Source organism: Brachybacterium sp. UNK5269, from assembly GCF_049266655.1.
Classification (GTDB): Bacteria; Actinomycetota; Actinomycetes; order Actinomycetales; family Dermabacteraceae; genus Brachybacterium.
In genome coordinates this window covers 2,527,358-2,540,818 of sequence record NZ_CP184883.1, presented here as the reverse complement: position 1 = coordinate 2,540,818, position 13,461 = coordinate 2,527,358, and the positions used below count along the sequence as shown (strand labels likewise).

The 13,461-nt window shown below is 65.5% G+C and carries 2 protein-coding genes and 3 rRNA genes; all 5 read left to right on the top strand.

The annotated features are described in order from the left end of the window. The first annotated feature begins 20 nt into the window (after positions 1 to 20). Positions 21 to 1,540, top strand: a 16S ribosomal RNA gene (locus tag ACOJUI_RS11860). Positions 1,541 to 1,925: 385 nt separating this feature from the next. Beyond that, positions 1,926 to 4,993 (top strand): 23S ribosomal RNA (locus ACOJUI_RS11855). 122 nt (positions 4,994 to 5,115) lie between these two features. Further along, positions 5,116 to 5,232: ribosomal RNA gene (gene rrf, locus ACOJUI_RS11850) — 5S ribosomal RNA — on the top strand. The 16S, 23S and 5S rRNA genes sit together here, the layout of an rRNA operon. Positions 5,233 to 5,950: 718 nt before the next feature. Next, entirely contained in the window at positions 5,951 to 6,958 is a 1,008-nt protein-coding gene (locus ACOJUI_RS11845; RefSeq protein WP_422115158.1) for a polyprenyl synthetase family protein, read from the top strand. Between the two features lie 207 nt (positions 6,959 to 7,165). Beyond that, complete coding sequence (locus ACOJUI_RS11840) at positions 7,166 to 13,411, top strand: Ig-like domain-containing protein (protein ID WP_422115157.1); 6,246 nt, start codon at positions 7,166 to 7,168, stop codon at positions 13,409 to 13,411. The last annotated feature ends 50 nt before the right edge of the window (positions 13,412 to 13,461 follow it).

Genomic DNA, 13,461 nt, shown 5'->3' with positions numbered 1-13,461 from the left:
TTTATAGTTTTTCATGTTTTTTCATGGAGAGTTTGATCCTGGCTCAGGACGAACGCTGGCGGCGTGCTTAACACATGCAAGTCGAACGATGAGGGTGGTGCTTGCACTGCCTGATTAGTGGCGAACGGGTGAGTAACACGTGAGTAACCTGCCCCTCACTTCGGAATAACCTCGGGAAATCGTGGCTAATACCGGATACGAGCTACTGCCGCATGGTGGTGGTTGGAAAGATTTATCGGTGGGGGATGGACTCGCGGCCTATCAGTTTGTTGGTGAGGTAATGGCTCACCAAGGCGATGACGGGTAGCCGGCCTGAGAGGGCGACCGGCCACACTGGGACTGAGACACGGCCCAGACTCCTACGGGAGGCAGCAGTGGGGAATATTGCACAATGGGCGAAAGCCTGATGCAGCGACGCCGCGTGGGGGATGACGGCCTTCGGGTTGTAAACCCCTTTCAGTAGGGAAGAAGCGAGAGTGACGGTACCTGCAGAAGAAGCGCCGGCTAACTACGTGCCAGCAGCCGCGGTAATACGTAGGGCGCAAGCGTTGTCCGGAATTATTGGGCGTAAAGAGCTTGTAGGTGGCTTGTCGCGTCTGCCGTGAAAACCCGAGGCTCAACCTCGGGCGTGCGGTGGGTACGGGCAGGCTAGAGTGTGGTAGGGGAGACTGGAACTCCTGGTGTAGCGGTGAAATGCGCAGATATCAGGAAGAACACCGATGGCGAAGGCAGGTCTCTGGGCCATTACTGACACTGAGAAGCGAAAGCATGGGTAGCGAACAGGATTAGATACCCTGGTAGTCCATGCCGTAAACGTTGGGCACTAGGTGTGGGGGACATTCCACGTTTTCCGCGCCGTAGCTAACGCATTAAGTGCCCCGCCTGGGGAGTACGGCCGCAAGGCTAAAACTCAAAGGAATTGACGGGGGCCCGCACAAGCGGCGGAGCATGCTGATTAATTCGATGCAACGCGAAGAACCTTACCAAGGCTTGACATGCACCGGACGGTCGCAGAGATGTGGCTTTCTTCGGACTGGTGCACAGGTGGTGCATGGTTGTCGTCAGCTCGTGTCGTGAGATGTTGGGTTAAGTCCCGCAACGAGCGCAACCCTCGTTCTATGTTGCCAGCACGTCATGGTGGGGACTCATAGGAGACTGCCGGGGTCAACTCGGAGGAAGGTGGGGACGACGTCAAATCATCATGCCCCTTATGTCTTGGGCTTCAAGCATGCTACAATGGTCGGTACAATGGGTTGCGAAACTGTGAGGTGGAGCGAATCCCAAAAAGCCGGCCTCAGTTCGGATTGGGGTCTGCAACTCGACCCCATGAAGTCGGAGTCGCTAGTAATCGCAGATCAGCAACGCTGCGGTGAATACGTTCCCGGGCCTTGTACACACCGCCCGTCAAGTCACGAAAGTCGGTAACACCCGAAGCCAGTGGCCCATCCTCGTGAGGGAGCTGTCTAAGGTGGGATCGGTGATTGGGACTAAGTCGTAACAAGGTAGCCGTACCGGAAGGTGCGGCTGGATCACCTCCTTTCTAAGGAGCATCACCATTTTGGTGGCCATCTGCTCACCCGCGTGTGGTGGGGGTGGTTGCTCACGGGTGGAACATCAACGAATCGGCACTTCATCAGCCGGCCGGCGATCGAGTACAACCCTTTGGGGTGCGGAAAGGTTCAGGGTCGTTCTGGTTTGAGGTGGAGACACGCTATTGGGTTGTGAGGCTGCACGCAGCCCCATGACCCTGTTCCTGTCATTGCGATGGGGGTGGGGTGTGGGGTGTGTGGCTGGTTCCTCCCCTTCTTCGTGGGCGCCGTGTGGTGCTGCGGGGTGGGTGTGGGGTTGTTTCTTGAGAACTACATAGTGGACGCGAGCATCTTGTAAGCAATTTTGAAGAGCGCTTTGAGCGTTTTTGTGTGTTGCCGTAAGTTTTAAAGGGCACACGGTGGATGCCTTGGCAAGAGGAGCCGACGAAGGACGTGTGAGTCTGCGAAAAGCCTCGGGGAGTTGACAACAGAGCTGTGATCCGAGGATGTCCGAATGGGGAAACCCACCGCGAGTCATGTCGCGGTACCCGCCACTGAATGTATAGGTGGTGTGGAGGGAACGCGGGGAAGTGAAACATCTCAGTACCCGCAGGAAGAGAAAACAACAGTGATTCCGTGAGTAGTGGCGAGCGAAAGCGGAAGAGGCTAAACCTGGTCTGTGTGATACCCGGCAGGGGTTGCAGGTTGGGGGTTGTGGGACGTGTCGGATGGGTCTGCCGGCTCATCGACGTGGACGTGCAGTGGTAGTCGAAGTCGTGGTGAGTGCGACGGCGTAGAGGGTGTGACCCCCGTAGACGAAACTGCTGTGCGGCGTGACGCTGTTCCCGAGTAGCACCGGGCCCGTGAAATCCGGTGTGAATCTGCCAGGACCACCTGGTAAGCCTGAATACTACCTCTTGACCGATAGCGGACAAGTACCGTGAGGGAAAGGTGAAAAGCACCCCGGGAGGGGAGTGAAATAGTACCTGAAACCGTGTGCTTACAATCCGTCGGAGCCTTTAGGGGTGACGGCGTGCCTTTTGAAGAATGAGCCTGCGAGTTAGTGGTCGGTGGCGAGGTTAACCCGTGTGGGGTAGCCGTAGCGAAAGCGAGTCTGAACGGGGCGTTCAGTCGCCGGCTCTAGACCCGAAGCGAAGTGATCTATCCATGGGCAGTGTGAAGCGCGGGTAAGACCGCGTGGAGGCGCGAACCCACTTCAGTTGAAAATGGAGGGGATGACCTGTGGATAGGGGTGAAAGGCCAATCAAACTTCGTGATAGCTGGTTCTCCCCGAAATGCATTTAGGTGCAGCGTTGCGTGTTTCGTGCCGGAGGTAGAGCACTGGATAGGCGATGGGCCCCACCGGGTTACTGACCTTAGCCAAACTCCGAATGCCGGTACGTGAGAGCGCAGCAGTGAGACTGTGGGGGATAAGCTTCATAGTCGAGAGGGAAACAGCCCAGAACATCAGCTAAGGCCCCTAAGCGTGTGCTAAGTGGAAAAGGATGTGGAGTTGCTGAGACAACCAGGAGGTTGGCTTAGAAGCAGCCACCCTTGAAAGAGTGCGTAATAGCTCACTGGTCAAGTGATTCTGCGCCGACAATTTAGCGGGGCTCAAGCACACCGCCGAAGCTGTGTCATTCAGGATTCTGTCCTGGATGGGTAGGGGAGCGTCGTGCAGCCAGCGAAGCCGCGGGGGAACCCAGTGGTGGAGGCTGCACGAGTGAGAATGCAGGCATGAGTAGCGAAAGACGGGTGAGAAACCCGTCCGCCGATTGATCAAGGGTTCCAGGGCCAGGTTTATCCGCCCTGGGTTAGTCGGGACCTAAGGCGAGGCCGACAGGCGTAGTCGATGGACATCGGGTTGATATTCCCGAACCGATCGTAGGAGGACCCATACCGAGGCAGCTGATGCTAACCACCTGCGCTTGCCCCATGCCCTTCGGGGTGTGGAGGTTGGTGTGGCTGGGAACCAAGGTTGTAGTAGGTCAGCGCGAGGAATGACGCAGAGAGGTAGCTTCCGCGGACTTAATGGAATAGTCCGTCTAAGCGTGCAGCCCGGCCCCGGGTAATGCTGGGGCCACTAAGGGTCAGACGTGATGGGGATCCCGTATGGGCGTAGGTGAGTGATCCTGTACTGCCAAGAAAAGTTCCGGCGTGACAATTACGGTCGCCCGTACCCTAAACCGACTCAGGTGATCAGGTAGAGAATACCGAGGCGTTCGAGAGAATCGTGGTTAAGGAACTCGGCAAAATGCCCCCGTAACTTCGGGAGAAGGGGGGCCCGAGGAGTGAGAGCTCCAAGGGCCGCAGAGACCAGGGAGAAGCGACTGTTTACTAAAAACACAGGTCCGTGCGAAGTCGTAAGACGCTGTATACGGACTGACGCCTGCCCGGTGCTGGAAGGTTAAGAGGACCGGTTAGGACCCTTCGGGGTCCGAAGCTGAGAATTTAAGCCCCAGTAAACGGCGGTGGTAACTATAACCATCCTAAGGTAGCGAAATTCCTTGTCGGGTAAGTTCCGACCTGCACGAATGGCGTAACGACTTCTCCACTGTCTCAACCGCGAACTCGGCGAAATTGCATTACGAGTAAAGATGCTCGTTACGCGCAGCAGGACGGAAAGACCCCGGGACCTTTACTATAGTTTGATATTGGTGTTCGGGACGGCTTGTGTAGGATAGGTGGGAGACTGGGAAGCATTCACGCCAGTGAGTGTGGAGTCATTGTTGAAATACCACTCTGGTCGTTCTGGATTCCTAACCTCGGTCCGTGATCCGGATCAGGGACAGTGTCTGATGGGTAGTTTAACTGGGGCGGTTGCCTCCTAAAGAGTAACGGAGGCGCTCAAAGGTTCCCTCAGCCTGGTTGGCAATCAGGTGTTGAGTGTAAGTGCACAAGGGAGCTTGACTGCGAGACAGACATGTCGGGCAGGTGCGAAAGCAGGAACTAGTGATCCGGCACCTCATTGTGGAATGGGTGTCGCTCAACGGATAAAAGGTACCCCGGGGATAACAGGCTGATCTTGCCCAAGAGCTCATATCGACGGCATGGTTTGGCACCTCGATGTCGGCTCGTCGCATCCTGGGGCTGGAGTTGGTCCCAAGGGTTGGGCTGTTCGCCCATTAAAGCGGTACGCGAGCTGGGTTTAGAACGTCGTGAGACAGTTCGGTCCCTATCCGCTGCGCGCGTTGGATATTTGAGAAGTCCTGTCCCTAGTACGAGAGGACCGGGATGGACTGACCTCTGGTGTGCCAGTTGTTCTGCCAAGAGCATGGCTGGTTGGCTACGTCGGGAAGGGATAACCGCTGAAAGCATCTAAGCGGGAAGCCTGCTTCGAGATGAGATATCCGTACACCTTCGGGTGTGGGAGGCCCCCAGTAGATGACTGGGTTGATAGGCCAGATGTGGAAGCACAGCAATGTGTGGAGCTGACTGGTACTAATGGCCGATGACTTACTACAACACGTTTTTCTTGTTTGCGAGTGTTTGCGTCCACTGTGTGGTTCTCGAGGAACAACTCCGGGAACACTACGCCCCTTGTGTGGGGTGTGGTGTTTGGTGGGGCTGGTGGGTCTCGTTGTGTTACGGCGGTCATAGCGTCGAGGAAACGCCCGGTTCCATTCCGAACCCGGAAGCTAAGCTCGATCGCGCCGATGGTACTGCACTCGGGAGGGTGTGGGAGAGTAGGTCGCCGCCGGACATCTTCACTGGGAGTGGAGGAATGCTTGAGCCCCCTTTTTTATGGGTGGGTTCGCTTCCTCCACTCCCTTTTTTTCGTGCCCGAACACCGCAGCGCGGCGAGCACCGGCGCAGCGGGTGCGGGAGCACCGCCGTCCGCGGAGCGCGCTCGGGCAGCCGGCGACCGGAGCGCGCCGGGGGACCCTCGCCGGGAGCCAGCGGTCGGCCTCATGTCCTGCAGAGGCGCGGCGGTCAGAGCTGGCTGAATCGGACCGGTCGCCGACTGCGCGAACCGACGCCCCGGGATACGACGGCACCAAGATGTACAAGATGTACAACTGGTTTCGGAAGCACCCCCGCCTCGTCGACATGACCACCGAGCCGGGCACGCTGTTCTCCGTCCCACGGCGCTGACGTGAGGGCCTCAGTCCGCATCGCGCCGCACCGCACCGCACCCGACTGATCGACCCCGTCCCTCTGATCGCCCCCTTCGCGCGGCGCGACGACGGCGAGGTCGGGCCCGGTCCAGGAGCCCCACGGGGAACGGCTGTTCCCCCGCACACGCTCCGGCCCGCGCAGGAGTGGGCGTGGAGGGCGCCCGGGTAGACTTGGCCGTCGTACAACCGCCGCCGGTCCCGCACCGGCAGCGCGCCTCCGGTGCGGACCCACCGCAGCGGTCGAAGGTCGTCATTGCCGGGATCAGGCCGCGTGCCGTGTCCCCGCCGAGTCCCAGGAGAGTCATGCCGTCCACGTTGCCGGGCGTTCCCGACATCGATGAGCAGCTCGGGTCGAGCATCGTCGAACGCCTCGGGGCCATCGAGGAGCGGCTTCGCGAGTCCGTATCCACCTCGGACGAGATGGCGCGCTGGACCGCCCGCCACCTCATGGACGCCGGCGGCAAGCGGGTGCGTCCGATGCTGGTGCTGCTGGCCGCCTCGCTGGGGGACGTCGACGCCGACGGGGTGCTCGATGCCGCGGTCCTGGTGGAGCTCACCCACCTGGCCAGCCTGTACCACGACGACGTCATGGACTCGGCCCCCACCCGTCGCGGAACCGACAGCGCGCACGCCCTGTGGGGCAACAACGTCGCGATCCTCACCGGGGACTTCCTGTTCGCCCGGGCCAGTGGTCTCAGCGCCCGGATCAGCACCGAGGCGGTGCGTCTGCACTCGGCGACCTTCGAACGGCTCTGCCTCGGCCAGCTGCACGAGACCGTCGGCCCGCGCGATGCGGACGACCCCTTCGAGCACTACATCTCCGTGCTCTCGGACAAGACGGCCTCGCTGCTCGCCCTGGCCGGGGAGCTCGGCGCGAGCCTGTCCGGGGCTCCGGCCGGCAGCGCCGACGTGATGCGCCGTTACGGCGAGAAGGTGGGCGTCGCCTTCCAGCTCGCCGATGACGTCCTGGACCTCGAGAGCGACGCGGCGACCAGCGGCAAGACTCCGGGCATCGATCTGCGCGAGGGGGTGCCGACCATGCCCACGCTGCTGGTGCGGCGCCGGGCGCTGTCCGCTTCCGATGCGCGGACCCTGGAGATCGTGAAGCGGCTGGACGGGGACCTCGGCTCCGATGAGTCCTTGGGCGAGCTGGTGGCGATGCTGCGCGCGGACCCGGCTCTGGAGGAGACCCGGGTCCTGGCCCAGCGCACCGCGGACGACGCCGTGGGGATCCTCGAGGAGCTCCCCGCGGGCGCGGTCCGGGACGCGCTGATCGCCTTCACCCGGACGCTGGTCGAACGGCGCCGGTGAACGGTGCATGAACACCTGAGCGTGCTCACTCGGCCCGCCGGGTTCTTCATCCGTTCGTGATCCACGGGCGTCCCCGGGAGTCCTGGCACCGCGTACCCTGGGACGGTCGTGCGACAGGGCTGACCTCAGGGGGCCATCTCCTGGCGGGATGCAGCGGGGTCACTGGCGCCGGCGCTGAGAGTCCGATCGCGTCCTGGGGGTTCCACCATGTCTGTCACCGCTGGCCCGAAGCGGCGCCGCGGACGGCGCACGACGGTCATCTCGACGGCCGTCCTGACGGTGATCGCCCTGGTGCTGACCGGCTTCGCGCTGCGCTATCCCGGCCTGTCCTCCTCCGAGGTCGAGGTCTCCAACGGCGGGGTCTGGGTGCTCAACGAGGAGATGGGCCTGATGGGTCGTTTGAACGTCGACGCCGGAGAGCTCGATGCGCGCATCTCCGCCACGGGCCAGGACCTCGACATCCTCCAGTCCGGGTACACCGTGTTCGAGACGGGACCGCGGGGGATGACCCCCCTCAACACCGCCTCGGTGGCCCGCAACGGTCTCGTCGAGCTCCCGCCCGGATCCACGGTGATGCTCGGTGGTGACCGGGTCGCCATCGGCGCTCCCGACGGTCGGGTCTGGATCCTCTCGCCGCAGGAGGCCGCGGCCTTCAGCCCCGGCTCGGTGGAGCCGGTGCTCGAGACCGGCAGCGGTGCACCGCCCATGGCCGTCTCCACCGAGGGCACGGTGTTCGTGCTGGACGGTGATGAGCTGCTGACGTTCCCGCGCGCCGCCGACACCCGTGAGACGGAGGCCGAGGCGCCGATCATCGTCAGCAATGTCGCCACCGCCCCCGAGCAGCTCCAGCTGACCGCGGTGGGGGAGCAGCCGGTGATCCTGGACCGCGAGAACCGTCTGCTGCGCGTCGGCACGGAGGCGAAGGACTACCGCCTGGACGACCACGGGGTCTCCTCCCTCGACGCCGCCCAGCTCCAGCAGCCGGGCCCCGCCTCGGACAGCTTCGTCCTGGCCACCGAGGACGCCCTGTTCGTGATCCCATTCCGCGGTGGGGACCCCCGGCAGATCTCCGCCGGCGGCACCGGCACCGAGGTGGTCCGTCCCGCCCAGGTCCGGGACTGCGCCTACGGCGCCTGGGCCGGATCCCTGCGCTACGTCCGGGCCTGCGAGGGCGAGGAGCCGGTCGACGACACCATTCCCGAGGCGGACGGCGCCGCGGACCTCACCCTGCGCGTCAACCAGGACCTGGTGGTCCTCAACGACCAGAGGTTCGGGCTGTCCTGGGAGATCATGGACAGCATGCAGCTGGTGGACAACTGGGTGATCAACCAGGAGATCCAGACCAGCGACTCCCAGGAGAAGGAGAAGGAGACCCTCACCACCACGATCACGAACATCGCCGCCGAGCGGGACGAGGAGAACCGGCCCCCGACCGCGAACGACGACCAGTTCGGCGTGCGTCCCGGTGCGAGCGTGGTGCTCCCGGTCACCCGCAACGACACGGACCCCGACGGCGACATCCTCTCCGTGACCGTGGAGGGGCAGCAGCCCGCGCTCGGCACCGTCACCCCCATCCGCGGCGGCACCCAGCTCCAGATCGAGGTCGCCGAGGACGCCTCCGGCACCGCCTCCTTCACGTACGAGGCCCAGGACGGTCGCGGCGGCACCGACACCGCCACCGTGAACCTCGAGGTGCGCGCCCCGGAGGAGAACTCCGGTCCCCGCGCCGCCGAGGACACCATCACCAAGGTGCAGGTCCGCTCCGGCGAGGAGATCAGCGTCAACCTGCTGCCGTACTGGGAGGATCCCGACGGCGATGCCTTCTACCTCACCAACGCCACCGTGCCCCCGGAGGATCTGGTCACCTTCCGGCCCGATGGTCTGGTCACCTTCAACGACGCGGGACTCGCTCCCGGCACCAAGCAGGTCCAGCTGACGTTCCGGGACGAGCACGGCCAGAGCGGCGAGGGCGTCGTCGAGATCGAGTCGGTGACCGACAGCGACCTCGCACCGATCACCACGGCCGACCATGCGAGCATCGTCGCCGGGCGGAGCACGACCATCAAGCCCCTGGCCAACGATCTGAACCCCAACGGCGGGGGTCTCGAGCTGCTCAGCGTCGGGGAGGTGGACGGGCTCGAGGTGGAGCCCGTGATGGACGCCGGCACCCTCGACGTCACCGGCAGCGCGCCGGGGACCTACTACCTCGAGTACACCGTGGCGGCCAGAGGCGCGAGCACCGCATCGCTCGGACTGATCCGCATCGACGTCGTCGCGCCCGAGTCCGAGGAGCTGGTCCCGGTCGCCGTGGACGACATGGGAACCGTCAGCACCGGCACCGACACCCTCATCGACCCGTTGGAGAACGACGTCGATCCCACCGGCGGCGTCCTGGTGGTCAACGCCCTCGAGGTCCCCGACGGCAGCGGTCTGAAGGCCACCGTCGTGAACCACCACCTGGTGCGGGTGGAGGCGGAGCCCGGCGCCGCGGTCAGCGCCGAACCCGTCCCGGTGACGTACGAGGTCGCCAACTCCGCGGGCTCGACCACCGGCACCATCCGGGTGATGGTCGCCGGCACCGACACCCAGTTCGCGAACCCCCAGGCGGTGCCCGACCGCGAGGTGGTCCGCGCCGGGGACATGGTCGAGATCGACGTCACCGCCAACGACATCTCGCCGACGGACTCCGACCTCCACCTCGGCCGGATCCTGGACACCGCCCGCGCCGACGCCAAGGGCCACACGGAGCCCCATCAGGACCGGGTGCGCTTCCGCGCCGACGACGACGCGTCCGGCGAGGCGGTCATCCAGTACGAGGTGGTCGACGAGACGGGCCGCGTCGGCTCCGCCCTGGTGCACCTGACGATCATCCCGAGGGACGCCGACAACACTCCGCCCGAGCCGGAGAACATCACGGCCCGCACGGTGGCCGGCACGACGGTGCGGATCCCGGTGCGGACCACCGGCATCGACCCCGACGGCGACTCCGTCATGCTGATGGGCATCACCAGCCCCATGCCCGCCCTGGGCGAGATCGTCAGCGCGAACGGCCCCTGGATCGAGTACCGCCCCTACGAGGACTCCCAGGGCACTGATCGCTTCCGGTACCAGGTGATGGATCGCCACGGCGCGATCGGCACCGCCGAGGTGCTGGTCGGGGTGGCGGCGCCGAACGAGCGCAACCAGGCCCCCTACGCGGTCGACGACACCGTCGAGGTGCGTCCGGACCGCGAGGTGCAGATCCCGGTGCTCGACAACGACACCGACCCCGAGGGTGATGCGCTCGCGGTGGTGCGGGACGACGTCGAGCCGCTGTCCGAGATCGCGTACGTCGCGCCCGAGGACGGGGCGGGGGACCACCGCATCACGGTGACCACGCCGTCCGCGCCCGGCACCCATACCGTGATGTACTCCGCCACCGACGGTCAGCTGAAGAGCTCGGCGACCGCGACCCTCAAGGTCGCCGCCGACGCGCCGCTGCGCGCACCGGTCGCCGTCGACGACTTCGTCCCGGTCGACGAGGTGCTGGACCCCGAGGCCGACCACGTCGACATCGACGTGCTGGCCAACGACTCCGACCCCGACGGCAGCACCAACGACCTCGAGCTCGAGCTCGACGGCGCCGCCGCGGGGGTCGAGCTGCGCGAGGACACCGGGATCCTGCGGATCACGCCGCAGCCGGAGCAGCAGCGCCTGCGCTACCTCATCACGGACGTCGACGGGCTGCAGTCCGCCGGCTACGTGTGGGTGCCGGGCACGGCGAAGCAGGCCCCGGTGTGGGTCGGGCCGACCGTCCAGGTCCAGAGCGGCGCGGAGGCGACCGTCGACCTCGCGGATCCGGGGAACATCCGGGTGCGCCCCGGCGGCCAGCCCGCCAGGATCACCGACCCCGGCCTGGTCAGCGCCGGCCACAGCGACGGCAGCGAGCTGGTCCAGGACGAGTCGACGCTGCGCTACCGGCCGGCCGCGGACTTCTTCGGCGACGACACCATCACCGTCGAGGTCACCGACGGTGAGATCGGGGACGCGGCCGCCGCGACCGCGACCCTCGCGATCCCGGTCGAGGTGGCCCCGGGGGACGCGAACCTGCCGCCCACGCTGCAGGGCGCGGTGTTCGAGGTCGAGCAGGGAGGCCCGCTGTCGAGCATCGACCTCGCGGTCGGCGCCGAGGACCCCGAGCAGGACGAGCTGGTCTTCGGCCTCGGTAGCGTCCCGTCGACCCCGGGGGTGACGATCGGTCTGGAGGGCTCCTCGCTCACCGCCCAGGCGACGGCGAAGGCCGCCAAGGGCACCATCATCGACGTGCCGTTGACGGTGAGCGACGGGACCAACCCGCCGGTCACCGCGACGGTGCAGGTCACCGTCGGCGGATCGCAGCGGCCGATGATCTCGGCGGTGCTCGACGAGGACACCATCGACGCCGGACGCACCGAGACGATCGACGTCCTGGCGAACGACTCGAACCCGTTCCCCGGCGGCGAGCGGGAGATCGTGGACGTGGGCCTGATCTCCGGCGAGGGAGCCGTCGTCAAGGACGGCAACAGCGTGACGATCACGCCGGATGCGCAGTACCACGGCATCCTCTCGGCCCGGTACACCGTCATGGACGACACGGGCGACCCGGAGCGACAGGTGACGGGCCAGATCCGCATCATCGTGCGCGGTCTGCCCGTGGCGCCGTCCGCGCCCCGCATCGGGGACATCGGGGACGGCTTCGTCGAGCTGAACTTCTCCGCCGGTCCCGACAACGGCGCCCCCATCACCGGGTACAAGGTCTCCACCGCGAGCGGCCCGGCTCTCTCCCAGGACTGCGCCTCGACCTCGTGCACCCTCACGGGACTCTCGAACGACACCGAGTACACGTTCCAGGTCATCGCCACCAACGAGGTCGGGGACTCCGAGCCCTCGGCGCCGTCGGCGGTGGCCCGTCCCGACGTGCGGCCCGAGCAGCCCGGCGCCCCCTCCGTCGAGCGGGGCGACGGTCAGCTGACGGTGTCCTGGGCCGCGCCCGTCAACCGCGGGTCCGCGATCCAGCAGTACACGGTGCAGCTGCGGAACCCGTCGAACCAGTCCGAGCTGCGCAGCCAGGAGGTCGACGGCACCACCACGCAGATCGTCTGGCCGGGCCTGACCAACGGCGTCGACTACCAGTTCCGCGTGCAGGCCGAGAACCTCGCCGACGAGCCCTCGGACTGGTCCGACTGGTCGCGGCTCGAGCATCCCGCGGGCAAGCCCAAGGTGCCCGCCGGGACCCCGACGGCCGAGCGGGTCAACACCGCGATCGGCGGCGGCATCACCGTCACCTGGCCCACGATGACGAAGGCTGAGGCGAACGGCGAGCCGATCACGAGCTACATCGTCACGTCCTCCTCGGGGGTCTCCCAGACGGTCGCGGCCTCCAAGACCTCCCATACCTTCGAGGGTCTCGACGCGAACATCGAGCACTCCTTCACCTACACCGGGGTGAACTCGGTGGGCACGGGGGCCGGGGCCTCCGCGGCGTCCAACGCGGTGGTGCCCTGGGCGAAGCCGTCGGCCCCGAGCGGGGTCACGGCGTCGCTGACCAGCGAGGGCGAGGGCAAGGGGCCTGACGGGCGCGCCACCGTGAGCTGGCAGGCCGCCGGCGGCAACGGCACGACGATCACGGAGTACGTGATCTATTGGAACGGCGGCCAGACCACCGCCCCCGCATCCGAGACCAGCAGGACCATCACGGGCCTGCGGAACGGCACCGCCTACACCTTCACCGTCGAGGCGAGGAACCGCTTCGACGGCCAGGGCGGGATCAGCGACCGGTCGCAGGCCTCGAACTCGGTGACCCCGTACACGACGCCGGCCGCGCCCACGCTCTCCACGTCGGCCGCCAAGTGCTCCGATGCGAACAGCTGCCCGGTCACGCTCAAGGCCTCCGCCGGGGGCGGCGACGGCGGTGCGGGCGGCAAGACGCTCCAGGTCCGCATCGACGGGGGCAGCTGGCAGGATTCCGGCACCTCCTACAGCAAGGAGCTCGCCACGAAGTCCGGCGGCACTCGCCGGATCGAGGCCCGCGTCGTGAACGCGAAGGGCCTGCACTCCGGGGTCGCGGAGAAGTCCGTGACGGCGCAGACCTACACCCCTCCGGTGCCGAGGGGCAGGGTGTCCTGGCACGGTCGGGCCAACAACGACAACTGCCAGTCCCAGTACTGCTATCTCGTCGACATCCAGGCCACGAACCTGGAACCGGGCAAGAAGTACCAGATGCGGTTCTACACGAAGCCCAGCAGCGTCCAAGGAGGCGGGCACTGGAACGAGAACCCGCACTTCACGGCGCCCGCCGACGGCGCCTGGGGCACCTACAGCGACGGCGGCCTGCGCTACCTCTACGGGTGGCCCGAGAACGACTTCGAGGTCTACCTCTCCGATGCGAACGGCGGCAACGAGCGGCTGCTCGGCACCTATTCGCACCCGGGCTGACCCTTCACCCCCCGATGACCCGCTGACTCCGAGTGAAAGCAGACCCCCCA

Coding starts and splice junctions, on each gene's coding strand:
- ACOJUI_RS11845 (WP_422115158.1), top strand. CDS start 5,951: ATGCCGTCCACGTTGCCGGGCGTTCCCGACATCGATGAGCAGCTCGGG.
- ACOJUI_RS11840 (WP_422115157.1), top strand. CDS start 7,166: ATGTCTGTCACCGCTGGCCCGAAGCGGCGCCGCGGACGGCGCACGACG.